This is a genomic window from Aeromonas enterica, from assembly GCF_054052465.1.
This window is the reverse complement of sequence record NZ_JBSTYL010000011.1, coordinates 108,960-131,904: the sequence shown is the minus strand read 5'-3', so window position 1 is coordinate 131,904 and position 22,945 is coordinate 108,960. Positions and strand designations below refer to the sequence as shown.

Below are 22,945 nucleotides of genomic sequence, written 5' to 3'. Positions count from 1 at the left end.
GCTGGAGCGTTACGGAAGGGGAGTAAATATCAAAGCGTGTTTGCATGAGGCGCTGGGGCACCCCATGCAACACGTAATTGGGACATAGCCTAAAAAAAGCCGGTCAGTCGACCGGCTTTCTGGGACAAGTTGTCATCTCAAACGGTGAAAAACTTGAAGTTGACAAAGGCCACTGCGATGAAAGAGGCCACCATGCCGCTGACGCACAGTACGGCCGGGCGAATGGCAGGCCAGCGATGGGTCAGCAGGACAATGGCCAGCATGGTCGGATAGAGGCCGAACATATAGCGCGGCATGGCATTGAGGCCTGTCATCAGCGGTATGGTGCAGCAGATGAACATCAGGGTCGCCTCGGCCCAGCGCTTCTGGCTGAACAGATAGAGGTTCAATGCCCAGCCGAACATCACCATGATGGAGAGGTAGGACTTGCGACCCCCCAGCTCGAAGCCGCTCAGCCACCAGTCCAGCGGGCTGTCCATGTAACGGCCCCAGGCCACCTGGATATGCTTGAAGGCCAGTGCATCGCCGGTGAGGTGATAGAGGTAGACCATGTAGGTAAACAGGCCGAGCGGGATCATCCAGAGGGTGAATACCACCTTGAAGGCCCGCTCGGTAAAGCGGAAGAACTCGCGCCAGCCGTAGGCCTGCAGGGCCAGGATCAGCACGGGGAACACCATCATCACCCCCAGGTTGCGAGTGCCCGAGATGAAGACGCCGAGCAGGGCCACCATCAGCCACTGTTCCCTATAGGCGAACAGGAACATTCCCAGCATCAGCGCCATGAACATCGACTCGGTATAACCGGAGACGAAATAGGCGGAGAAGGGGGAGAAGGCGAGCAGCCAGACGCCGAAGCGGGCTGTCTCGTCACCGAGCTTGAGCTGGCGCAGCACCAGCAACATCAGCGGCAGGCTGGCGAAGAAGGCTATGTTGGCCACCAGCATCAGGCCGATCAGACTCTCGACGTTGAGCAGGTTCGACAGCGTACCCGACAGGATCGGATAGAGTGGCATGAAGGCCCAGTTGGCCGCGTTGCCCTTGCTCAGCCAGCGCGGGTAGAGATCGTAGCCGTTCTCTATGATGCGCTGGAACCAGACGCAGTCAAACTGGCAGTAAGCCTGCAGCGGACCTATGTCGGTGGCGCCATAAAGCTGAACGCCAAAATAGCCCATGCCATACAGTGCAACTCGGCTCAGTACGAAGGCGGCAATGATCATCAGCCAGTCACGGCTGCTGATCCGCAAGGACGGGCGGTAGGGGCCCACGTTGTCAGGGGTCAAAGTTGTCATGTCATTCATCAGGCAAATACCCAGATCCTGGAGAGGAGGTAGGTGAGCACGGTAACTGTCAGGGTGGCGATCACCACCGGCAGCAGACCGGAAAGACCCGCAAACAGCAGACCGCTCAATATCAGGTTACGCACCGCCAGCGAGAAGAGTGCGACCAGCAAGAATTTGCTGACGGCACCCTGTTTCTGGAAGGTGATATAACGGTGACCGAAGAAGGAGAACCAGAAGGCGATGGCAAAGGCCAGCGTCGTCACCAGGTGCTCCGAAATAGTGGGCCAGGTGTGAAACAAGGCGATGGAGGTGCCGAGATCGACGAGGGTAGCCCCCCCGCCGACAAAACCGAAACGTACCAGCCGCCAGAATTCCTCGCGGGAGATCATTGCGGCGCTTGCTCCTGAAGCTGGTCGTCAGCGGGTTTCGCTGTGGCTGCTTTCTTGCCTGCGCTCTTCTTGCTGCCGGTGGCCGTGCCGTCCTGCGGTTGTGCTTCATCCTGCTTGGCATACTGGCCGTACACGCCTTCGATGAGGTAGACGGGGCGCTGCTTCACTTCCACAAACATGCGACCTATGTACTCACCTATGATGCCGAGCGACAGCAGCTGGATGCCCCCGAGGAACAGCACCACCGACATCAGGGAGGCGTAACCCGGCACGTCTATGCCGAAGAAGACCACCTGGGTCACTATCTTGAGGATGTAAAGGAAGGCGACGAAGGAGACGCCGACCCCGACATAGCTCCACACCCGCAGCGGCCAGCTGGAGAAGCTCATCAGGCCATCAAGGGCGAAGTTCCACAGTTTCCAGTAGTTGAACTTGGTTTCACCGGCGTGACGGGCAGGGCGCTCGTAAGGCACGCCGACGGCACGGAAACCGGCCCAGGCAAACAGTCCCTTCATGAAGCGGTTGCGCTCTGGCAGTTGCTTGATCGCTTCAACCACGCGGCGATCGATCAGGCGGAAGTCACCGGCGTTCTCCGGCAGCTTGGTGCTGGTGGAGAGGGCGTTGAAGAAACGGTAAAAGCCACCAGCGGTGAGGCGCTTCATCGGGGTATCGGCACTGCGATCCACCCGGATGCCGTAGACGGTGTCATAGTCACCAGTCTGCCACAGCTTGACGAATTCGAGGATGAGGGCCGGGGGATCCTGCAGATCTACATCCATCGGCACTATGGCATCGCCCTTGGCATGATGCAGGCCGGCGGTCATGGCCGCTTCCTTGCCGAAGTTGCGCGCCAGGTTGACCAGAGTCACCCGGGGATCGCGGGTAATGGCCTGTTCGATCACCTCACGAGTGCGGTCACGGCTGCCGTCGTTGACGAATACTATCTCCAGCCGATCCTTGAGGGGAGCCAGTTCGTTATCTATCGCGTTGATGAAGGCATCTATGCTCTCTTCCTCGTTATATACGGGAACGATCAGAGAGAGTCGAAAATCGGCATGCGACATGAAAACTTCCTTATTTGGAAAATTATTTTATAAAACAACGTATTGGATAATACGCCTTACTGCGCGACTGTCAGACGTACCGACTGGACATTGAGAGGTGTCGGTGCGGACAGGGCCAGAAAGTTGGGACGCTTGGGATCCGATGTCAGCGACTCGCCCGGCAGATTGAGCCGGATCTCGTTGATACCGGCCTTGGCCAGCTTGATGGTGGTGGTGAAGTCATGACCCAGCGCGACCTTGAGCAGCGCGCCAGCTTGCGGGCTGTTGACCCGGGCCTGGATGGTCAGCTGTTCGGGCTGTGTCTGTTGCTTGGGCAGCACGAAGTAGAGGCCACCTTGTCCACTGAGTTCGGTGCCGTCCGCGCTCGGCTTTTTGGCCCAGCCTTCGCTGGAGAGGAAGCGGCTCGGCTTGGTCAGATTGAGCTCGTTGCCTGGCTGGTAGGTCATGCTGGAGTTGTGCTCCCAGAAGCGGGTCTTGCCTTCCAGGTAATAGAGTTTGTAGGCCAGGCTCACGTTGGGGTGAGCAGCCAGATAGAGGGTGTAAAGGTAGAAACCACTCAGGGCCATGATGGCCGTCAGAAAACCAAACTTTTTGTACGTCATATCACTCTCTACGCCTCACGATTGGTAGGCTGATTTCGCGCATATGCTAATCCAATTGCAAAAAAAGCATAGTGGATCACAAAAATATATTTGGTCACATATTAACCCCTTTCAAGCCTGTGTTCCAAATGTTACTGATTGATCCTTTTTAAGGGCGAGATCCAATCCTGATTCCGCGCGGGGGCTAGGCTGGTTTCAGGGGTGAGTCCCTGCTGTCATCCCCAGTTCGAGCCGACACTGTGCTGGCAAGCAGGATCGCTGTGGCAGGATCTGTCGCCATTTTGGCAAGGCCGATTTATGATGGCGTATCGCGTAGTCAAGGATGACCCATGAAGCTGAGACTCTTCTGCTGGGCGCTCTGGTTGCTGGCCCCGCTGGTGTCGGCAAACAGCTTGTGTCCCTCCCCATTGCGGGTCGGTTACGATAACTGGCCACCCTATCACTATTATGCGGGTACGACGGCGGCCGGGCAGAAGGTATTGCACGGCTTTGCTGTCGAGGCGCTCAATGCCATGCTCAAGCGGCTGGACTGTCAGGCCACCTATGTCGAACTGCCTTGGAAGCGGGTGTTGCATGGCCTGGAGCAGGGGGGGATCGATATTGCCATGGAGGCCTATTTCAATGACGAGCGTGGCCGCTATGCCTGGTTCTCCGATGCTTACAACCCTGGGCGCAGTGTGCTCTGGATCCGCAAGTCTTCCTCTTATTCCGATTCTGACCTGGCGACTTGGCTGGCCAGTGGCCACACCTTGGGTGTCACCAAGGATTACTACTATGGTGCCGAAACTGCCGCACTGGTACGCCGTTATGCCGCCCAGGTCAGCGTGGTCAACGACCGGCAAAATTATGGCAAGCTAGTGCTGGGGCGCATTGATGGTTTCCTCGGCGATATACTGGCCACACCTTGGGGATTGAAGGAGGAGGGGTTGGCTGATCTGATCGTGCCTCATTCCATGCCCGTATATGAGGCACCGACCTTCTTCATGTTCAGCAAGAAGCGGCTGTCGCCCGAGTTTGTCCAGGCATTCAATCGGGAGTTGGCTGAATTTAAAGCAACGGATGAGTATGACATTATCTGGCGGCGCTATGCGCCCGCCAGCTAGTAAAGTCGCTGGCATTCACGCATCATGAGCGCCTTGACCGCCGGGTCTGGCAGGCTGAAGTGAACCGATCTTGAGGTAAGCATGGGGAAGAAGTATTGGCTGGCATTGGCAAACCTGATCTGGCTGGGCTGCTCGCCTGCCGCCATGGCGCAGGCCAGCGAGGGTCAAGTGGTGGTGACCAACGCCACTGTGCAGCACGACTGGTATCAGAACCGGACGGCGGAGCAGGCTCGCCACGAGCTGGAGCAGCAGTTGCAGGAAGCGGTACTCGCTCAGCTGCACCCAGATTTTTTTGCTATCTGGAAGAAGCTGCAGGCCAAACCCGCCGATCAGCGCGGCGCCATTTATGACGAGGCGTTTGGCAAGTTGGCCCGTTTCCAGCAAGCCTGGCGTGCCATGGATCTGGTCTCCCGCGAGCAGATGCAGACCCTCAAGCTCAATCTGAACAAGCCGCTGGCCCACGATCCTGCCGGCGACAACCTGCTGGAACAGGTCAGGCAGCTCAGGCCCCAGGTCGCCGAGTACGAAGGGGTGCGTGAGGAAGTGCGCAAACTGCTGTCGCTGCCTATGGCCAACAAGTGGCCGACCCTGACCATACCGACCCTGCGGGCAGGTGACACCTCTGCCGAACTGGGGCAGATCCGCTCCATCCTCAACGAGCTGGGCGATGCAGCTCCCCGCCATGACGACGCCACCTACGATACCGACACCCAGCAGTCAATCAAGCAGTTCCAGCGCCGCCATGGCCTGACTGCCGACGGCATCATAGGTCGACAGACCCGCAGCTGGCTCAATACCGGGCCAGAAGTCCGCGCCAGCCTCTTGCTGCGCAACCTGTGGCGTCGCGATCTGGTGGATCAGCTTTCCGGTGCCCGCTACGTGCTGGTCAATATCCCCGACTATCGACTGAGTGTGGTGGAATCGGGTAACGAGGTGTTCACCAGTCGAGTGATTGTCGGCAAGGAGCAGCGGGCGACCCCGATCCTCGCCAGCGAGATCCGCTCCATCGTGCTCAACCCGGCCTGGCATGTGCCGCGCTCCATCCTGAGCAAGGACATTCTGCCCAAGCTGAGCCGGGATCCCGCCTATCTCAATCGCGAACAGTTTGAGGTGATCGACGGCGAAGGCAATCCGGTGGCGTTTACCGAGGAAGCTTGGCAGCAGGCGCTGGCGACAGGTTTCCCCTATCGCCTGCGGCAGAAACCGGGGGATCACAACGCGCTGGGCCGCTACAAGTTCTACCTGCCCAACAACGAGGCCATCTACCTGCATTCGACGCCGCGCAAGGCGCTGTTCGAGCAGGGCGCGCGTGCTTTCAGCTCGGGTTGCATCCGGGTGGAGCATGCGGACGACTTGGCCGAGCTGCTGCTGGCGGACTCCCGCTACCAGCCGGACAAGGTGGCCAGCATATTGAAAGAGACCCAGACCAAGTGGCTGCCGCTGACCACCCCGATCCCGGTGTTTACCGTCTATTGGAGCAGCTGGATCGACGAAGAGGGTCGCCAGCAACTGCGCAACGACATCTATGGATTTGATCGAGTCAGCTTCCAAAGTCGCTTGCTGTGATCATCTCCACAGAGTGAAAAGCCCGGCCCGTGCCGGGCTTTTCTATTGGGTCCCTGCGGTTTGACATGAGGGGGCCCGGCAGGTAGTTTCGAGCCCCTGTATCAAATTCATTCACCTGTTTCACTTCAATCTGCGATGGACGGACAACGGATGCTTGAACAAGAGATAAGCCGACGTCGCCTGCTGCTGGGGGCCGGTTGCCTGCTGGGGGGCGCCATGCTGTCATTCCCTGCCATGGCGAGTCGCAGTACGGCGGGACGTGAACTCAGTTTCTTCAATCTCAATACCGGCGAGCGGGTGAGCGCCAGCTATTGGGAGGATGGCCGTTACCTGAAAGACGGGCTGGCCGAGTTCAACCATATTTTTCGCGACTACCGTCGCAACGAAGTGTTCAACATCGACCGGAAGCTGTTCGATCAGCTTTATCTGTTGCAGCACAAGCTGGGTCGTCACGGCGAGATCCAGCTCATCTCCGGTTATCGCTCCCCTGTGACCAACCGCCAGAAGCGCAGCAGGAGCCGAGGGGTGGCCAAGCACAGCTATCACACCCTGGGGCAGGCGGTGGATGTGCGGCTCCCGGGCGTGCAGCTGGCGCACCTGCGCAAGGCGGCGCTCAATCTCAAGGTGGGCGGGGTCGGCTACTATCCGAGCGACAACTTCGTGCACCTCGATACCGGGCCTGTTCGCAGCTGGTAGTCGTGCATCAACCCAGAGTGGTGCCGTGCGGATGATGGCTGGCAAACAGGGTGGCCGAACTGGTAGGCTCTGGACACCATCCAGAGGAGAACCAGATGAAACATATTTTGCTCGGGGGCCTGATCGCCCTGTTGTTGACCGGTTGCAGCAAGCTCAATCGCGAGAATTATGACAAGTTGCAGATGGGGATCAGCTACACGCAAGCGAGCAGTATCCTTGGCAAGGCCGAACGCTGCGACGATGCGCTGGGTACCACCAGCTGCATCTGGGGCAACGAGGGCAAGAATATCAAGATCCGTTTCATCGCCGACAAGGCGACCTTCTTCAGCTCGGAAGGGATCAACTAAGGCAAGCGCCCGGTTATCGATGCAAAAAAAGCGCCTGTCAGGCGCTTTTTTGTTGTCGGCGATCCGTACCGCCTCGCCAGAACCTGGCGCGCTCAGTGCGTCGCGTACTGGTAATGGAAGGTGGGCAGCCCCCACTTGAAGCGCACCGCCAGCAATCGCAACACGAATCCGATGCCGATGGCACCGAAGGCGGCCCAGTCGTTTGGCAGGCCCTGATCCAGCGCCAGGCAGTAGAGGGCTGCCGTCACCAGCGAGATGGCGGCATAGAGTTCGCGGCGAAACACCAGCGGAATGCGCTGGCAGAGCAGATCCCGCAGCACGCCACCAAAGGCACCCGTCACCACCGCCATGATGCAGGCGATGCCCGCCCCATGGCCCATCTCCAGCGCACGGGCCGCCCCGAAGATGGAGAAGACCACCAGTCCCAGCGCATCGAGCGCCATGAACAGTTTGCCGAGGTAGCGCATCAGCGGCGCCGAGATGACAGCCGCCATGGCCGCGCCGGCCACCAGCAATACATATTCCGGATGCTCGATCCAGAGCAGGGGATAGTGGCCAAGCAGCACGTCCCGTATGGTACCGCCGCCTATGGCCGTGGCCGAGGCGATGATCACCACGCCAAACAGATCCATCCGTCGCCGACCCGCTGCCAGCGCGCCAGTCATTCCTTCGGCCACCAGGCCCAACAAGAAGAGTGCATGTAACATGAGATATCCCAGGGTGCGAGAAAGGCCCGCATCCTATCAATTCAGGCTATAGGCGACAAGCAATGAAGGCTATGCATTATTTTTTATAATGCAAAAATAAAACGGGCACCGCCAGGGTGCCCGTTTGCCGCGTGGGAAGGGGATCAGCGCTTGAGCTGCTCGGCGCGGTAGTGATCCACCCACATGGCGGTGGCGCCGCAGATGGCCACCGGCATCACGAACAGATTCACCACCGGGATGGCGGAGAAGAGGGTGACCAGAGCACCAAAGCTCAGGCACTTGCCACGGCGCTGCTTGAGGGCATCGCGCATGGTGATGAAGCTGATCTTGTGGTTGTCGAACGGATAGTCGATGTACTGAATTGCCATCATCCAGGCGCTGAACAGGAACCAGAGCACCGGGGCGAGCGTCTGCCCGACCACGGGGATGAGGAACAGGATCAGGCAACCGATGGCCTTGGGCAGGTAATACTTCAACTTGGTCCATTCACGACCGAAGGTGCGGGGCACGTCCTTGACGATATCCAGCATGCCGGTGTCGCTGACCACCTCGCCGGTGAGGGTCTGTTCCACCTTCTCCGCCAGCAGGCCGTTGAAGGGGGCCGCTATCCAGTTCGCCACCGAGCTGAACAGGAAGGAGAAGACCACCAGTATGGTGACCAGGGCGATGGGCCAGAGCAGGTAGTCCAGCCAGTCGAGCCAGCTGGGGATCTGCTGGTGCAGCCAGCCGAACAGGCCGTCCAGTTGCAGCAAGAGGGCGTAGAAGGCCCCCGCAAACAGCACGAAGTTGACCAGCAGGGGGATCAGCACGAAGGTGCGGATGCCGGGCTGGCGGATCAGCGAAAAGCCGCGCAGGAAGTAGTCCGCACCGCTGATTGAGTCTTTGACCATTGGGGGTGATTGGCTCATCTGAGCTCCATCTGTTCATGGGAAACTGCCAGCATATTACAAACAAGGTTTGGATTTGGTAAAGTCGCCTGCCCGCCTCCTCTTTATTTCGTTACCCACATAGGCCCCCATGCGTCTGAAATTGATCAAACTCGCCGGTTTCAAGTCGTTTGTCGAGCCGACCCGCATCGAGTTCTCGGCCGACATGACAGCCGTGGTGGGGCCCAATGGCTGCGGCAAGTCCAACGTCATCGACGCCGTGCGCTGGGTGCTGGGGGAGAGCTCGGCCCGCCATCTGCGCGGCGAGAACATGACGGACGTCATCTTCAACGGCTCCATCAACCGCAGCCCCCACGGCCGCGCCTCGGTGGAGCTGGTGTTCGACAACCCCCACAACCGGGTCCCCGGTGAATTTGGCCGCTTTACCGAAATTTCGGTGCGCCGCGAGGTGCTGCGCGACGGCTCCAACCATTACCAGATCAACGGCCAGAAGTGCCGCCGCAAGGATGTCACCGACCTCTTCCTCGGCACAGGGCTGGGCCCGCGCAGCTACGCCATCATAGAGCAGGGCACCGTTAGCCGGCTGGTGGAGTCACGCCCCGCCGATCTCAAGCTGTTCATGGAAGAGGCCGCCGGCGTCTCCCGCTACAAGGAGCGGCGCCGGGAAACCGAGCAGCGCATCCGCCATACCCAGGAGAACCTGGAGCGGCTCGGCGACATTCGCGGCGAGCTGGGATCGCGCCTCGAGCATTTGAAAGCCCAGGCCGAAACCGCCGAGCGTTACAAGCAGCTCAAGGGCCGCAGTCGCGCCGCCAGGGCTGAGCTCATCGGCTCCGAGCTGTGGGCGCTGGAGACCCGCCTCGGCGAGGCCAAGGCCGAGCTGGCCCAGGCCGAGCAGGCATTGGCGGCACTGGATGCCAAGCGCACCGCCGACGAGGGGCGTCACGTCACCCTGTCGGTGGCCCGCCAGGAGGCCCAGGCCGAGCAGGCGAGCCGCCAGCAGCAGATTTTTCTCGGTGGTCAGGCCATCGCCCGCCTCGAACAACAGCAACTGCACCAGACCGAGCTTGGCCGCGACTGGCAGGCCCGGCGTCAGGGGCTCGGCGAGCGTATCGAGGCGACCAAGGCCCAGCTGGCCAGCCAGCAGGAGCAGCTGACCGACGGCATCCTCAGAGAGGAGGTTGAGTCGGCGCGCCTCGAACAGTGTGAGCAGTTGCTCACCGACCAGCAGGGCGCGCGCCTGGCTGCCGGCGAGCAGCTGGAGCAGGCCCGCCAGCGACAGCAGCAGTGGCAGCAGCAGCTCGGCCAGTTGCAGGGGCGGCTCAACCAGACCCGGGCACAGGTGAACGGTCTGCAGGAGCTGCAGGCCAAGACCCGGCTGGCCCGCCTCAAGCTGGAGGATGAACAAGCTGGCCCCCTCGGTGGGGAAGGGGAGAGCTTGCAACCCGCGCTCGATGCCCTGACGGCCGAGCTGGCGGGCTCGCGTGCCCGGCTCACCGAGCTCGATGAACAGTGGCAGGCCAGTGTGGCCCGTCATGAAGAGTGCAAGTCAGAACAGGGCCAACAGAACGGCCTGCTGCGCGAGCTGGACGCCCGTCTGACCACGCTTGACCAAATTTTGGGGGAGCAGATGGTGGGCGCCACCTTGGCGGATCGGCTGCAGGTGGCGCCCGAGTGGGCCCAGGCGCTGGACAAGGTGTTGGGGCGTTGGCTCACCGCCCAGCCAGGGGACGAGTGCAACCTTGAGCAGAGCGGGCTCTGGATTGGTCCGGCCCTGCCCGCGGTTGCCGGTACTCTGGCGGCCCGACTCGAGGGGGATCACATCCCCGCCTTTCTCAACGCCATCTGGCTGGCGGAGAGCCGGGAGGCTGCGTTGGCCCGCCAACCAGGCCTCCTGGCCGGTGAGTCGGTACTGACTCCGGCGGGGGACTGGTTTGGTTCCAACTGGGCCGACCTCGGTCAGGGTGGGGCGCTCGGCACCCTGGCACTGCTCGGGGAGCGTGAGCGGTTGCACGCTGAGCTGACGGCAGGCCGACAGGCGCTTGGCCGGTTGAATGAACAACTGGATGTGGCCGATGCCGAGCGTGCTCAGCTGCACGGCGCCTTCGAGCTGGTCCAGCGCACAGTGCGCGAGCAGGAGCGGCAGTGGCAGCAACTGCGTGAAGCCTGGAGCCTGCGAGAGGGCCAGCGCCAGGAGCGGTTGCAGCGACTCGGCCAGCTTGACGAAGAGCTGATCAGTCTGGACCAGGAGCAGGCCGAGGAGGCGCAGCGACTGGCCGCAGCCCAGCAGCAGCTCGAGCTTGATGAAGCACTGCTTGGCGAACTGCAGGAGCAGGGCGAGCCGCTGGCGCAAGCGCTGCAACTTGCCCAGGAGCGGGTCACCAGTGCCGAGCGAGCGGTGGAAGAGGCTCGCCTGCGCCGGGAGCAGCAGCAGGCCAGCTGCCAGCGTTTGCAGCTGGAGCTGCAGAATCAGCGCCAACTCATCGCTGTGCGTGAGCAGGAGCTGGCCAGACTTGGACTGGAATTGGCCGAGCTCAAGGCGCCGGGAGCCACGCCGGGTCAGGATCTGTCGCCCCTGCTGGCCGAGCAGCGTAACCTTGAAGCGCTGCAACTCGCCTGCCATCAACGGCTGGCAGAATTGGAACGCCAGCTGAGCGAGCTGGAGCAGGCCCGCAGCGCCGATCACAAGCAGCTGGTGACTCTGCAGGAGAAGCTGGCCCAGCTCAGATTGGAGCGCGAGCGCAACCTGACCCGCCGGCAGGGGCTGCATGAGCAGTTCGAAGAGTTGGGGGTGCGGCTGGTAGATCTCGATCAGGCCGTGCTGATCGCCGCCGATCGTGGCAAATTGCGCCAGGAGATCCAGACGTTGGAGTCGCAGGTGGAGGCGCTTGGCGCCATCAATCTGGCGGCGCTGGAGGAATATGAAGAGGCGAAAACCCGTTCAAGCTACCTGGAAAACCAGTGCCAGGATCTCGAGCAAGCGCTGGAGACCTTGAGCCAAGCCATTAAAAGAATTGATAAAGAAACACAAATACGCTTCCGAGACACTTTCGATAAGGTCAACGAAGATTTAAAATCTCTCTTTCCAAAAGTGTTTGGGGGCGGCAGTGCCTGGCTTGAGCTGACCTCGGATGATCTTTTGGAGGCCGGAGTGAGCATCATGGCAAGACCTCCGGGTAAGAAGAATGCTACCATTGCCCTGCTTTCCGGGGGGGAGAAGGCGTTAACCGCACTTGCGCTGGTTTTTGCCATCTTCAGACTCAACCCAGCACCATTTTGTCTGCTGGATGAGGTGGATGCACCGCTCGATGAAGTGAACGTCGGTCGCTTCTGTTCTCTTGTCAAAGAGATGTCGAGCACAGTACAGTTCGTTTACATCAGTCATAATAAGGTCTCCATGGAGATGGCTGAGCAGCTGGTTGGCGTCACAATGCAAGAGCCCGGGGTTTCTCGCATTGTGTCGGTCGATATCGGTGAAGCCGTCGCTTTGGCTGAGCAAAACTAGAAAGAGAAGCAGCTAATGCAGGAATTGCGTTACATCTTGGTTGCCCTGGGCGGTATTGCTATTGCGGCATTGCTCATTCACGGGTTGTGGAGCAACAGAAAGAATCGTCAGGCACCGATCAAAGAGAAACCTCTGGGCCGGATGGAATCCAAATCACGGACTCGTGACAATGACGCCTTCGACAGCGATGGCATAGGCCAGGTGCGTGTGGTCAGTGGCAGCCGTCGTGCCGAGCCCAAGCTTCACAGCGATGAGGCTCGCCAGCCGGATGTCAGCCGTCGTGCCCCCGTCTCCGCCTTCGATGATGAGGATGACGACGCCGAGCTGCCACCTCCTGTGGTGCGCAAGCCTGCCGCTCGCCCGGTTACCCCGCCCCCTGTCTATGAAGAGGCTGAGGAGGAGTTCGAGGAACCCCTGGCGGATACGATAGAGGAAGCGCCTGCCGCGCCGGTGCGCAAGCCTGCCCAGGTGATCCGTCGTACCCCGGTCCACCGTTCCCGTCCCCAGCGCGAGCCGCTGTTGCAACCGCTGGATGATGAATCCCTGGTCGAACCGTCTTATGCCACAGCCCCGACGTTTGGTGTGCGTGAACCGGTTCAGGCGCCGGTACCCGAATACAAGCAGGCCCGTTATGCAGTCCCCGAGCCTGCCTACGAGGAGCCGGTCTATGAAGAGCCCATGCAAGAGGCGGTCGACACCCAGCCGGTCGAGAAGATCTGGCAGGATGTCTATGTCATCAATCTGATGGCGCGTCCCGGTCACGATCTGCAAGGGGCGACGCTGCTGGCCTCCCTGCTTGCGCTGGGTTTCAAGTTTGGCGAGATGGACATCTTCCACCGTCACGAGGATCTCAACGGCAAGGGCGAGGTGCTTTTCTCCATGATCAACATGGTCAAGCCAGGCACCTTCAATCCGTACCGGATGGAGCAGTTTTCCACTCCGGGTGTGTCGCTCTTCATGCAGTTGCCGCTGCGCAGCAACGCAGCATTTGCCTTCGAGCACATGCTGCAGGCTGCTGACCAGCTGGCCAGCGATATGGATGCCATGCTGACTGACATGGATCGCAGCCCGCTGAGCGATGAGACCATCGCCCGTTACCGGCATGAACTGGCTGCCTACGAGGCCAGTCGCGACTAAGACACCACGCGGGTCGGACATCAATAAAAAGTGCGGTACCCAGGTGCCGCATTTTTGTTTCTACCCAGGCTGGATTTTTCATCACACTTCGAGACTTTTTCATGAGCGACATCCTCTCCCGCCACCGTCAACTGTGTGAGCTGCTTACCGAATATGGTCATCAGTACTATGTGCTGGACAACCCCACAGTGCCGGATGCCGAATACGATCGCCTGATGCGCGAGCTCATCGCGCTGGAAGCCGATCATCCCGAGCTGAAGACCCCGGCCTCGCCGAGCGTACGGGTTGGCGGCCAGCCGCTGACCGCCTTCAAACAGGTGCGTCACGAGATCCCCATGCTGAGCCTGGACAACGTGTTCAGCAGCGAGGAGCTGCAGGCGTTCGAGCAGCGCATGAGGGATCGCCTCAAGCGCGAGGTGAGCTTTACCTTCTGCTGCGAGCCCAAGCTGGATGGTCTGGCGGTGAGCCTGCTCTATGTGGATGGCCAGCTGGTGCAGGCCGCCACCCGGGGTGATGGCACCACGGGTGAGGAGATCACCGAGAACGTGCGTACCATCAAGGCAATCCCGCTCGTCCTGCGAGGCAGTGACTGGCCCGCTCGTTTAGAGGTGAGGGGGGAGGTGTTCATGCCCAGGGCGGGTTTCGAGGCGATGAACGCCAAGGCGCTGGCCGCGGGCGAGAAGGTATTCGTCAACCCGCGCAATGCCGCCGCCGGCAGCCTGCGCCAGCTCGACTCGCGCATCACCGCCAGCCGTCCGTTGAACTTCTACGCCTATGGCGTGGGGGTGGGCGGCGATCAGCTGGGGGCTTCCCACTTCGGCCGCCTGTGCCAGCTCAAGGGGTGGGGGCTGCCCATGAGCCCAGAGGTGAAACTCAAGGAGGGGGTGGCTGGTTGTCAGGCCTTCCATGACGACATTCTGGCCCGCCGTGGCGATCTCCCTTACGAGATCGACGGCGTGGTTTACAAGGTCGATGCCATCCCTCTGCAGGAGGAGTTGGGCTTTGTAGCGCGGGCCCCGCGCTGGGCCACGGCCCACAAGTTCCCGGCCCAGGAGGAGATGACGGAGCTTGAGAACGTCGAGTTTCAGGTCGGCCGGACCGGCGCCGTGACGCCGGTGGCCAAGCTCAAGCCGGTGTTCGTCGGCGGCGTTACCGTCTCCAATGCCACCCTGCACAATGCCGACGAGATAGCGCGCCTTGGCGTGATGATCGGCGATACCGTGATCGTGCGTCGGGCGGGGGACGTGATCCCGCAGATAGTGGCCGTGGTGGAGGCGCAGCGTCCAAGCGATGTCCGCGAAATCCTCTTCCCGACCCTGTGTCCTGTCTGTGGTTCTGCGGTGGAGCGGCTGGAGGGAGAGGCCGTGGCCCGTTGCTCCGGCGGCCTGTTCTGCGAGGCGCAGCGCAAGGAGGCGATCAAGCACTTCGCTGCCCGTCGCGCCATGGACGTGGATGGCCTCGGCGACAAGATAGTCGAACAACTGGTGGACAAGGGGCTGGTGAAGACCCCGGCCGACCTGTTCAGCCTGACCGCCATCCAACTGGCCGGTCTCGAGAGAATGGGACCAAAATCAGCGCTTAATCTGGTGGCAGCCATCGATGCAGCCCGCAGCACTACCCTGCCGCGCTTCCTGTTCGCGCTGGGCATTCGCGAGGTGGGAGAGGCGACAGCGCTCAATTTGGCCAACCACTTCCTCACCCTGGATGCGCTGCGCGCCGCCTCGGTGGAGCAGCTGCTTGAGGTGGCCGATGTGGGGGACATAGTGGCCAAGCACGTCTACTACTTCTTGCGTCAGCCCCACAACATCGAGGTGCTGGAGGCCTTGCTGGCTGCCGGTATTCACTGGCCTGCCATCGAGAAGAAGGAGGCAAGCGATCAGCCATTTGCCGGCAAGACCTTTGTGTTGACCGGTACCCTTACCACTTTGTCGCGCAACGATGCCAAGGCAGCGTTGCAGGCACTGGGGGCCAAGGTGGCAGGTTCTGTGTCGGCCAAAACGGATGTGCTGGTGGCGGGGGAGGCTGCTGGCTCCAAGCTGGTCAAGGCACAGGAGCTGGGCATCACCATCTGGAGCGAGGAGCAGTTGCAGGCGGCGATCCAGCCCTGAATTCGTGGTGACAGGCGTTGAAAACAGCAAACCCGGCCATCAGCCGGGTTTGCTGTTGCTGGGCACTAGTCACGCCAGAGAATTTTGTAGCGCCACTTGTCGGGCAGGGTGAGTTGCCAGCGGGCCAGCTCGTGCTTGCTGAACACGTACTCGCCACGCAGGGCGGCACGCGGTGCCAGCGTTTTGGGCTGGGCGCCCGCCAGGATGGCATTGACGAGTTCCGCGGCCTTGGTTCCCTGATCGTGACCATCCAGCACCAGGCCGCCAATGGCTCTGCCCTTGCCCACGGCGAACTCCCAGAAGCAGAACAGGGGCACAGGGCTGTGGGCACTGGTCCACTCCAGCACAGTCTGTTCGCTCACGTGCTTGCCATCAGCGTCCACCAGGGTGTGGTAGAGGCCGATGAAGATGGCTTCATAGCCATTTTTTCTGGCGTTGAGCACCGCCTCCTGCCAGAGGCTGTAGTCACCTATTAGCTGGCTGTTGACCCGGGTCTGCCCGACGCGCAGATCGGTCTGGGTCTTGAACTCGTCTTCGATGGCGGTGAGCGCCACGTTGCTGGAATCAAACAGCACCAGCGCCTTCTTGATACCGCCCATCAGCTGGCTCATTTCGCTGATGTTGCGTTTGAGCAGGGGGCGCTCCAGCACGCCGGTGATTTTGGGGTGGCCGACCAGCCCCTTGTGGCGCGGGTTTTCGTTCATACCGAGAAAGACCACCGGAGTCCCTTGTGAGGCTATCTCGTTGGCCAGGTAGTTGATGGCGTTGTCGTCGCCGAGTACCACCAGATCGGGTTTGATTTTCTTATAAAAAGCCAGCGCCTGTTCGGCAATTTTGTCAAAGTTGTCGTCGGGGTGGCGCTTGGTATCCATGTAGAAGTGGCTGATGTGGTGTTGCCCATGCAAATTGGCTTGCAGGCCGGCATTATAACTCTGATCCCACAGATATTCTGGGTGGTAGCTGCTGATCACCAGGATCTCGGCCGCCCACAACCGGCAGGGGAGGAGGCACAGCAGCAGTAGCAGGGTCTTGGCCATGTCGGGTCCCGTCTATAGCAATGATATTCCACTCATTATGCCTGTTTTGTGCCAGACGTGCCCTCGTCAGCCACTGTCGCAGGAGGGGATTTTTTCTGTCATGGCCCCGTCGAACGCCAGCCCGCACCAGGCTTGAGAATGGCCTTGTATGGGGCTGTTTTTCACTGGTCGGGAACTGCGCCACTCGCCTCAAAACCTGTTCTGGATCAAGAAATGAGGCCGCGCTTTGGTGCCTAATAGACACCACATATAGGGATGCATTCATATAAAACACCTATATGTTGTGTTGTTAAGCTGTGTACAAGCTGTTCTCTTCTCATCGTCAGCCCTGGCTTGTCAAGTCTCGGCTGAATTTATTTGCGCCCAGGACGAGGCGTGTAGAAGGGCACCAAACAAGGGTAAGCCGAGGGCGATAGCCTGGCCTTTTAAACGGGGAAAACGCATGAAACCGGTTGTGATCAAACGTGATGGATGTCGCGCACCATTCAATGCCCAGCTGATTGCCGAGGCAGTGGGCCGAGCGGCAGAGGCGGTCAGTCAGGCCAATCCAACCCTGGGTGAGCGCGTTGCTGCCGCCGTCACTCAGGAGCTGGAAGGACGTGGCGAGGTGGATATCCACGAGATCCAGAACCGGGTCGAGAACCACCTGATGGCGTCCGACGACAAGGCCATCGCCCGTGCCTACATCGAGTACCGTCACGACCGGGATCAGGCTCGCGAGGCCCGCGGCCGGTTGGCCCAGGAGATCCGTGGCCTGGTGGAGCAGACCAACGCAGCCCTGCTCAACGAGAACGCCAACAAGGATTCCAAGGTGATCCCGACCCAGCGCGACCTGCTGGCCGGTATCGTCGCCAAGCACTACGCCACCAGCCACATGCTGCCCCGCGACGTGGTGCAGGCCCACGAGAGCGGCGATCTGCACTTCCACGATCTCGACTACTCTCCCTTCTTCCCCATGTTCAACTGCATGCTGATCGACCTGAAGGGGATGCTGACCCACGGCTTCAAGATGGGCAATGCGGAGATAGACACCCCCAAATCCATCAGCACGGCCACCGCCGTGACCGCCCAGATCATCGCCCAGGTGGCGAGTCACATCTATGGCGGCACCACCATCAACCGCATCGACGAGGTGTTGGCCCCCTATGTGACCATCAGTTGGCAGAAACACCGGGAAGTGGCCGAGGAGTGGGGCATCAGCGATGTGGACGCCTACGCCATGGCCCGTACCGAGAAGGAGTGTTACGACGCCTTCCAGTCGCTTGAGTACGAGGTCAATACCCTGCACACCGCCAACGGCCAGACCCCCTTCGTCACCTTCGGCTTCGGCCTTGGTGACAGCTGGGAGTCCCGCATGATCCAGGGGGCCATCCTCAGCAACCGCATCGCCGGCCTTGGCAAGAACAGGAAGACCGCCGTGTTCCCGAAACTGGTGTTCGCCATCAAGGATGGCCTCAACCACAAGCAGGGCGATCCCAACTACGACATCAAGCAGCTGGCGCTGGAGTGTGCTTCCAAGCGCATGTATCCGGACATCCTCAACTACGACCAGGTGGTCAAGGTGACCGGCTCCTTCAAGACCCCCATGGGCTGTCGCTCCTTCCTCGGTGCTTATGAGGAGAACGGCGAGCTGGTCCACGAGGGGCGCAACAACATAGGGGTGGTGAGCCTCAACCTGCCGCGCATCGCCCTCAAGTCTCGTGACGAGGCGGATTTCTGGGACAAGCTGGATGCCGCCCTGCGCGTGGCCAAGACGGCACTCATGTATCGCATCGAGCGCCTCGACGGCGTCAAGGCGCGGGTCGCCCCGATCCTCTATATGGAAGGGGCCTGCGGGGTGCGGCTCAAGGCGGACGACAACGTCAGCGAGATCTTCAAGCACGGTCGCGCCTCCATTTCGCTCGGCTACATAGGGGTGCACGAGACCATCAACGCCCTGTTTGGCACCGAAGTCCATCTGTTTGACAGCGATACCCTGCGCCAGAAGGCGATCGCCATTATCGAACGTCTCAAGGCGGCGACCGACGAATGGAAGGAGGAGACCGGCTACGGCTTCAGCCTCTACTCCACCCCGAGCGAGAACCTCTGCACCCGTTTCTGCCGCATTGATGCCAAGGAGTTTGGCGTGGTGGCCGGGGTGACCGACAAGGGTTACTACACCAACAGCTTCCACCTCGACGTGGAGAAGCAGGTGAACCCGTACGACAAGCTGGACTTCGAGGCGCCCTATCCGCCCATCGCCAGCGGCGGCTTCATCTGCTACGGCGAGTACCCCAATATCCAGCACAACCTGGAAGCGCTCGAAAACGTCTGGGACTACAGCTATGACAAGGTGCCCTACTACGGCACCAACACCCCCATCGACGAGTGCTACGACTGCGGCTTCACCGGCGAGTTCGAGTGTACCTCCAAGGGCTTTACCTGCCCCCGCTGCGGCAATCACGATCCCGCCAAGGTGTCGGTGACCCGCCGTGTCTGCGGCTACCTCGGCAGCCCGGATGCGCGCCCCTTCAACGCGGGCAAGCAGGAAGAGGTGAAGCGCCGGGTCAAACACATGTGAGCGCAAAGGTAATGAAGAGCTGGCCCCTGACCCAAGGGGCCATTTTCATTGGAGGGGGCAGGCCGCTGCCGTTTTCCCATGAACGAGGCAGGAAACAAGCGATGCACTACCACCAATACTATCCGGTCGATGTGATCAACGGTCCCGGCACCCGTGCCACCCTGTTCGTTTCGGGCTGCGAGCACCAGTGCCCGGGTTGCTACAACCAGAGCACCTGGCGGCTCGACGGCGGCCAGCCGTTCGATGAGGCGATGAGCGATCGCATCATTACGGATCTCAACGATTCGCGCATCAAACGGCGGGGGCTGTCGCTCTCCGGCGGTGATCCGCTCCACCCGGCCAACGTGCCCCAGGTGCTGGCGCTGGTGAAACGGGTGCGGGCCGAGTGCCCCGGCAAGGACATCTGGTGCTGGACCGGTTATCTGCTTGGCGAGCTCTCGCCGGCCCAGTGCGAGCTGGTCGCCTTGCTGGATGTGCTGGTGGATGGCAAGTTCGAAAAGGGGCTGGCAGATCCCGGTCTGCTCTGGCGTGGCAGCAGCAATCAGCAGATCCATGACCTCAAGGCCTGGCGCGAGCAACCGGGGGAGCGGATCCCCTGTTTCACTCCGCTGTGAGCCGCCCTTGGTTTCGTTTGCAGTTGAGGCCAAGGCTGTTTATGGTGAGCCCATCCCGAACCGTGAAACATCTTTGACGAGGAAGTGCGAGATGAACAATCTGCTCAAGATCTTGCTGGCCATTTTTCTGCCCCCCGTGTGCGCCTTTATCCAGGTAGGCTTCAGTCTGCACTTTTTCATCAACATAGTGCTGACCCTGCTCGGTGGCCTGCCCGGCATGGTGCATGCGCTCTGGCTGGTGGTGAGCGACAAGCGCGGTTGAATCAGGCCGCCGGGCAGAACCCGGATGCCATCCTGGTGCGGGTGGTGGAACGCTACGAGATCGACATGCAATAACGAGAAACCCCGGCTTGGCCGGGGTTTCTCGTTATTGCTGTTTGCAGTCGTTGTAGACGCTCTGCCACTCGCCATCCTTGTCGCGCATCTCGACAAAGCCCTTATCCCCCTTGTTCCACCAGACGGCCTCGTGATCGTCGGTGTAGCGGGCGCCGGAGGCGGAAACGGTCTGCGGCAGGGTGTAATCCTTGCCATCTGGCAGCGCCAGCTTGACGAAATTCAGGCTCTGGTCGGAGAGGGCGAAGTAGCTCACCTGCACCTTCTTGCCCTGCTCACACTGATAGGTGACGGGATCGCCGCCGGTCACGCTCAATGTGGAGGCCCCTTCGCAACCGCTCAGCAGGGTCAGGGCCGTGATGCCCAGCAACAGAATATTGGCGTGTTTCATCTTGAGATCTCCATCAGTGTCATCCGGGCGTGATCCTAACAACTTGTGTCCAAGTCGCAATCTTCCCGAAGGCGGATTGCGTCGGTAAGTGTCCGGATTAATCGCATGGTCATACCAATGCAGCCTGCCGGATTACGGGTGTGTCGAGGGGGCATCTCATGGCGCGCTCCAAGATATCCAGGATGTCGCTGTCTATGTTCTCATCAAACTTGCGGGCGAACAGGTGCTCGCTTTGTTGCAGGGCCTCGGCGTCGTGCACCGTGTAGTCACGCGGGCGCAGCTTGATGTCACCCATAGGGATCCAGTCGATGGCTCGCTTGTCATCGTTGACTATCTGGCCCTGATAGCTGGTGTTCATTATCACCGTCTGGAAGAAGCCTTCGTCGGCGATCAGGGTGTGGCGGTAGAAATCCTTGAAACGATCGACCTCCGGGCTGCGGCTGACGAATTCGCAGAAGGCCCGGCTCAGGATCATCCACTGATTGCCAATGTAGGGGGTCACACCTTCCAGATAGGGGCGGGTCTTCACCGGCTCACACACCAGTTCCTGAGCAGTTTCGGTCACATAGTGATCGATGCGGTGCAGGGTGTCGGGTCTGTACTGGCGCTGATCCGCAACTTTGAGGAAATCCTTGCCCTTGTGCTCGCGCAGGAAGTCGTGAATGTCGCTCTGGGATCGCAGCGGGAAGTCTTGAGCGCTCAGATTGATGAAGAATTCCCACTCCTTGTTTTGCTCCAGCAGCGCCTCTATGCCGCGCAGCTCCGCATCCACCAGGCTGTAACCGCCCCAGAGCGCATTCTTGCTGGGGAGCATGGCGGCGTTGGGGTAATTGCCCAGAAAACGAGCAATCTCCTGCTGCAGTTCTGGGCCCGAGCTCTTGTCCACGTGGATCAGGTAGTGGTTGCTGTCGTGGTAAATCGCTTTGAACAGGCGCTTGAACTGATCGGGATAGCGATGAACCAGAATGAGGTAGGCAATCATGTCAATGTGTCCTGTGTGGGCGGCAGGGCCGCGCCAAACAGAAAATCGCCTCAGGCCACTGGCTTGAAGCTTGTTCTCGTCGGGATGGCCGCTGTCGTAGTAAAAAAGAGTGGATAGTAGATAACAACAGTGAGAACAGGCTGCGACGGTGAGGGATGCGCCTTATGGCATCGGGTCAATACAGCTGGTCTGGCGACGTCAGGTTGATGGTGAGAGGTGGGCAAGGGCTGCCCTAGCTGGCGACTCTTTTGCATGACAAGCCTGTCATCAGGTGCAGAGTGCAATCGGCCGGTAAGTGAGGGGTCACAGTAGCACGGTTCGGGTCAGGTTCGTCATATATCGCCGGTGCCGCTGAAAAATTATTCAATGGAGTCCAAGCTTGGCTTCGAAGTTCCGTACCAGCGCCTCGTAGGTACCATTGTTTTTGATCTTCTGCAGTCCCTCCTTGAAGTACCTGTCCATGGCCTCTTTCCCTGTGCCGACTGCCCTAGCAAGCATAGTTGCTGGGGCTGGCCGACGGCGCCGACCAACGCGAGGCAAAAAACGCCCCGGTAGGCATAGCGGGGCGAAAAACAGCACATCCTTGAGCTAACAACAGGGGGTCAATAACCGAACCGAGTCGCCTCGAAGCGGTTAAGCAATCGGTGGATGAGATAACAGGCCAGCAGGGTGGCGACGATGGCAAACAGTATGCTGCTCACTCGATAGAGGGCGCTGAATACCAGATCGTTGCCGGGTGTCAGGTACTGGCCAAACAGGATGCCGAGGGTACTGAGGGCGCCGAAGCCGACCCCTGAACCATTCGCCTCCTTCACATGGGCATAGCTAAACAGCATGGCACCGAGCCAGAGCATGGGGGCGACCAGCAGGAGCAAGCCGGACCAGTCGTAGAGCACCATCTGGCTGGTCAGGCCGAAGGTCACGCCGAGCAGGGTGCCCATGGCCCGCTTGCGGGCGTAGCTCAGCGCGCCGTTCCAGTGCATGGGAAACAGCAGCAGCAAGGTAGTGGCCTGGGCGGACATGGAGTCCCGCAAGTCCAGGATCTGGAACACCATGAAGGAGAGGGTGGCTATGCTGGCGCCGAGCAGGGCCTCGTGTCGCATCCTGTGTGGCGCCTTGGGGGCCGCGGCCGGTTTTGGCCGATCTTCCACATCCGGGATCAGCGCGGTCATCAGGTAGGCGATGAGCACCGACAGCACGCTGGACCACAGATTGTTGAAGATGAGGTCGTTGAGATCGGTCTGCGGGTAGCTGGCAAAGTGCAGCATGATACTGAGGCTCAGCACGCCATTGGCACCGAACAGAAACAGACTGCCCCGTGACATGGCGGCGAAGCGATAGAGAAACAGCAGGAAGGCGATGGGGACCATCAGGCCGGGATGGCCGCCAAACAGCCCTCCCAGCAGACCCACTTCCACCCCGCAGATGACAGCGGCCGCGATCAGCTGACGGGCGGCATGGCCGTTCATCACCGGCACCATGCCCAGCAGCAATACCGGGGTCACGGTATAGAAGACGCCATAGTTCCAGCCAAACAGCTTGCAGAGCAGGAAGCCAAGGGTGCAGCCAAAGGCGATGCGCAGACATTGGCGCAGCTCGTTGGCGGTGAGGGGTCTGTGCCACAAATTCATCGCCGC

20 protein-coding genes and 1 pseudogene are annotated in these 22,945 nt (G+C 60.4%); 10 read left to right on the top strand and 11 right to left on the bottom strand.

All coding sequences use genetic code 11. The annotated features are described in order from the left end of the window. Positions 1 to 137: 137 nt before the first annotated feature. The 4 genes from ACW5XD_RS13490 to ACW5XD_RS13475 are packed head-to-tail and all read right to left on the bottom strand — an operon-like array spanning position 138 to position 3,335. The gene (locus ACW5XD_RS13490) at positions 138 to 1,298 is read right to left on the bottom strand and encodes a hypothetical protein (RefSeq protein WP_456495327.1); all 1,161 of its coding nucleotides are present in this window, start codon (positions 1,296 to 1,298) and stop codon (positions 138 to 140) included. Then, on the bottom strand, positions 1,298 to 1,669 hold the full coding sequence (locus ACW5XD_RS13485; protein ID WP_456495326.1) for a GtrA family protein: 372 nt from the start codon (positions 1,667 to 1,669) through the stop codon (positions 1,298 to 1,300). The genes ACW5XD_RS13490 and ACW5XD_RS13485 overlap by 1 nt, the downstream gene beginning before the upstream one ends. After that, a complete protein-coding gene (locus ACW5XD_RS13480; protein ID WP_456495325.1) occupies positions 1,666 to 2,733 on the bottom strand; it encodes a glycosyltransferase family 2 protein in 1,068 nt (355 codons plus the stop codon). The genes ACW5XD_RS13485 and ACW5XD_RS13480 overlap by 4 nt, the downstream gene beginning before the upstream one ends. Before the next feature lie 56 nt (positions 2,734 to 2,789). Continuing rightward, the gene (locus tag ACW5XD_RS13475) at positions 2,790 to 3,335 is read right to left on the bottom strand and encodes a hypothetical protein (protein WP_456495324.1); all 546 of its coding nucleotides are present in this window, start codon (positions 3,333 to 3,335) and stop codon (positions 2,790 to 2,792) included. A 329-nt stretch (positions 3,336 to 3,664) separates the two neighbouring features. Here ACW5XD_RS13475 and ACW5XD_RS13470 point away from each other — a divergent pair, with 329 nt between their 5' ends. The 4 genes from ACW5XD_RS13470 to ACW5XD_RS13455 all read left to right on the top strand — a co-directional run bounded on the left by ACW5XD_RS13470 (position 3,665) and on the right by ACW5XD_RS13455 (position 7,047). After that, positions 3,665 to 4,438, top strand: coding sequence for a substrate-binding periplasmic protein (locus tag ACW5XD_RS13470; RefSeq protein ID WP_456495323.1), 774 nt, complete (start codon positions 3,665 to 3,667; stop codon positions 4,436 to 4,438). 81 nt (positions 4,439 to 4,519) lie between these two features. Further along, positions 4,520 to 6,004 (top strand): L,D-transpeptidase family protein, encoded by a 1,485-nt coding sequence (locus ACW5XD_RS13465; protein ID WP_456495322.1) that lies wholly within the window; start codon positions 4,520 to 4,522, stop codon positions 6,002 to 6,004. Between the two features lie 150 nt (positions 6,005 to 6,154). After that, a complete protein-coding gene (locus tag ACW5XD_RS13460; protein WP_456495321.1) occupies positions 6,155 to 6,700 on the top strand; it encodes a DUF882 domain-containing protein in 546 nt (181 codons plus the stop codon). 95 nt (positions 6,701 to 6,795) lie between these two features. After that, positions 6,796 to 7,047, top strand: a complete 252-nt coding sequence (locus ACW5XD_RS13455) for a DUF3862 domain-containing protein (protein WP_454469213.1) — start codon at positions 6,796 to 6,798, stop codon at positions 7,045 to 7,047. A 92-nt stretch (positions 7,048 to 7,139) separates the two neighbouring features. On the opposite strand, the gene ACW5XD_RS13450 is transcribed toward ACW5XD_RS13455, so the two are convergent. Both ACW5XD_RS13450 and cysZ read right to left on the bottom strand, forming a co-directional pair. Next, on the bottom strand, positions 7,140 to 7,754 hold the full coding sequence (locus tag ACW5XD_RS13450) for a trimeric intracellular cation channel family protein (RefSeq protein ID WP_042038201.1): 615 nt from the start codon (positions 7,752 to 7,754) through the stop codon (positions 7,140 to 7,142). A 143-nt stretch (positions 7,755 to 7,897) separates the two neighbouring features. Further along, entirely contained in the window at positions 7,898 to 8,662 is a 765-nt protein-coding gene (cysZ, locus tag ACW5XD_RS13445; RefSeq protein WP_043134533.1) for a sulfate transporter CysZ, read from the bottom strand. A 109-nt stretch (positions 8,663 to 8,771) separates the two neighbouring features. On the opposite strand from cysZ, the gene ACW5XD_RS13440 reads away from it, so the two are divergent. From ACW5XD_RS13440 to ligA, 3 genes are all read left to right on the top strand, one after another. Continuing rightward, positions 8,772 to 12,146 carry an AAA family ATPase gene (locus ACW5XD_RS13440; protein WP_456495320.1) on the top strand — a complete coding sequence of 1,125 codons (3,375 nt, stop codon included), beginning with the start codon at positions 8,772 to 8,774 and terminating at the stop codon, positions 12,144 to 12,146. A gap of 15 nt (positions 12,147 to 12,161) precedes the next feature. Further along, positions 12,162 to 13,283, top strand: coding sequence for a cell division protein ZipA (gene zipA / locus ACW5XD_RS13435; RefSeq protein WP_456495319.1), 1,122 nt, complete (start codon positions 12,162 to 12,164; stop codon positions 13,281 to 13,283). Positions 13,284 to 13,384: 101 nt separating this feature from the next. Continuing rightward, complete coding sequence (gene ligA / locus ACW5XD_RS13430; protein ID WP_456495318.1) at positions 13,385 to 15,391, top strand: NAD-dependent DNA ligase LigA; 2,007 nt, start codon at positions 13,385 to 13,387, stop codon at positions 15,389 to 15,391. 65 nt (positions 15,392 to 15,456) lie between these two features. Here the strand turns inward: ligA and ACW5XD_RS13425 are convergent, their stop codons facing one another. Next, positions 15,457 to 16,428: an ABC transporter substrate-binding protein gene (locus ACW5XD_RS13425; protein ID WP_456495317.1), complete on the bottom strand. Its 972-nt coding sequence runs from the start codon at positions 16,426 to 16,428 to the stop codon at positions 15,457 to 15,459. A gap of 442 nt (positions 16,429 to 16,870) precedes the next feature. On the opposite strand from ACW5XD_RS13425, the gene nrdD reads away from it, so the two are divergent. The 3 genes from nrdD (at position 16,871) to ACW5XD_RS13410 (ending at position 19,864) form a co-directional block, all read left to right on the top strand. Next, positions 16,871 to 18,988: an anaerobic ribonucleoside-triphosphate reductase gene (gene nrdD / locus ACW5XD_RS13420; protein ID WP_456495316.1), complete on the top strand. Its 2,118-nt coding sequence runs from the start codon at positions 16,871 to 16,873 to the stop codon at positions 18,986 to 18,988. Between the two features lie 101 nt (positions 18,989 to 19,089). Beyond that, positions 19,090 to 19,602: an anaerobic ribonucleoside-triphosphate reductase-activating protein gene (gene nrdG / locus ACW5XD_RS13415; protein WP_456495315.1), complete on the top strand. Its 513-nt coding sequence runs from the start codon at positions 19,090 to 19,092 to the stop codon at positions 19,600 to 19,602. A 91-nt stretch (positions 19,603 to 19,693) separates the two neighbouring features. Beyond that, on the top strand, positions 19,694 to 19,864 hold the full coding sequence (locus tag ACW5XD_RS13410) for a YqaE/Pmp3 family membrane protein (RefSeq protein WP_042867241.1): 171 nt from the start codon (positions 19,694 to 19,696) through the stop codon (positions 19,862 to 19,864). A 105-nt stretch (positions 19,865 to 19,969) separates the two neighbouring features. Here ACW5XD_RS13410 and ACW5XD_RS13405 read toward each other — a convergent pair whose 3' ends face one another. From ACW5XD_RS13405 to ACW5XD_RS13390, 4 genes and pseudogenes are all read right to left on the bottom strand, one after another. After that, a complete protein-coding gene (locus tag ACW5XD_RS13405; protein WP_456495314.1) occupies positions 19,970 to 20,326 on the bottom strand; it encodes an MliC family protein in 357 nt (118 codons plus the stop codon). A gap of 109 nt (positions 20,327 to 20,435) precedes the next feature. Then, positions 20,436 to 21,308 (bottom strand): beta-1,6-N-acetylglucosaminyltransferase, encoded by an 873-nt coding sequence (locus ACW5XD_RS13400; protein WP_456495313.1) that lies wholly within the window; start codon positions 21,306 to 21,308, stop codon positions 20,436 to 20,438. Between the two features lie 363 nt (positions 21,309 to 21,671). Then, positions 21,672 to 21,758 (bottom strand): annotated as a pseudogene (locus ACW5XD_RS13395) (substrate-binding periplasmic protein); the annotation flags it as partial. A gap of 152 nt (positions 21,759 to 21,910) precedes the next feature. Then, entirely contained in the window at positions 21,911 to 22,939 is a 1,029-nt protein-coding gene (locus ACW5XD_RS13390; RefSeq protein WP_456495312.1) for a DUF2955 domain-containing protein, read from the bottom strand. Positions 22,940 to 22,945 lie beyond the last annotated feature (6 nt).

Coding starts and splice junctions, on each gene's coding strand:
- ACW5XD_RS13410 (WP_042867241.1), top strand. CDS start 19,694: ATGAACAATCTGCTCAAGATCTTGCTGGCCATTTTTCTGCCCCCCGTG.
- cysZ (WP_043134533.1), bottom strand. CDS start 8,662: ATGAGCCAATCACCCCCAATGGTCAAAGACTCAATCAGCGGTGCGGAC.
- ACW5XD_RS13390 (WP_456495312.1), bottom strand. CDS start 22,939: ATGAATTTGTGGCACAGACCCCTCACCGCCAACGAGCTGCGCCAATGT.
- ACW5XD_RS13425 (WP_456495317.1), bottom strand. CDS start 16,428: ATGGCCAAGACCCTGCTACTGCTGCTGTGCCTCCTCCCCTGCCGGTTG.
- zipA (WP_456495319.1), top strand. CDS start 12,162: ATGCAGGAATTGCGTTACATCTTGGTTGCCCTGGGCGGTATTGCTATT.
- ligA (WP_456495318.1), top strand. CDS start 13,385: ATGAGCGACATCCTCTCCCGCCACCGTCAACTGTGTGAGCTGCTTACC.
- ACW5XD_RS13405 (WP_456495314.1), bottom strand. CDS start 20,326: ATGAAACACGCCAATATTCTGTTGCTGGGCATCACGGCCCTGACCCTG.
- ACW5XD_RS13455 (WP_454469213.1), top strand. CDS start 6,796: ATGAAACATATTTTGCTCGGGGGCCTGATCGCCCTGTTGTTGACCGGT.
- ACW5XD_RS13400 (WP_456495313.1), bottom strand. CDS start 21,308: ATGATTGCCTACCTCATTCTGGTTCATCGCTATCCCGATCAGTTCAAG.
- ACW5XD_RS13470 (WP_456495323.1), top strand. CDS start 3,665: ATGAAGCTGAGACTCTTCTGCTGGGCGCTCTGGTTGCTGGCCCCGCTG.
- ACW5XD_RS13475 (WP_456495324.1), bottom strand. CDS start 3,335: ATGACGTACAAAAAGTTTGGTTTTCTGACGGCCATCATGGCCCTGAGT.
- ACW5XD_RS13465 (WP_456495322.1), top strand. CDS start 4,520: ATGGGGAAGAAGTATTGGCTGGCATTGGCAAACCTGATCTGGCTGGGC.
- nrdD (WP_456495316.1), top strand. CDS start 16,871: ATGAAACCGGTTGTGATCAAACGTGATGGATGTCGCGCACCATTCAAT.
- ACW5XD_RS13485 (WP_456495326.1), bottom strand. CDS start 1,669: ATGATCTCCCGCGAGGAATTCTGGCGGCTGGTACGTTTCGGTTTTGTC.
- ACW5XD_RS13490 (WP_456495327.1), bottom strand. CDS start 1,298: ATGAATGACATGACAACTTTGACCCCTGACAACGTGGGCCCCTACCGC.
- nrdG (WP_456495315.1), top strand. CDS start 19,090: ATGCACTACCACCAATACTATCCGGTCGATGTGATCAACGGTCCCGGC.
- ACW5XD_RS13440 (WP_456495320.1), top strand. CDS start 8,772: ATGCGTCTGAAATTGATCAAACTCGCCGGTTTCAAGTCGTTTGTCGAG.
- ACW5XD_RS13450 (WP_042038201.1), bottom strand. CDS start 7,754: ATGTTACATGCACTCTTCTTGTTGGGCCTGGTGGCCGAAGGAATGACT.
- ACW5XD_RS13460 (WP_456495321.1), top strand. CDS start 6,155: ATGCTTGAACAAGAGATAAGCCGACGTCGCCTGCTGCTGGGGGCCGGT.
- ACW5XD_RS13480 (WP_456495325.1), bottom strand. CDS start 2,733: ATGTCGCATGCCGATTTTCGACTCTCTCTGATCGTTCCCGTATATAAC.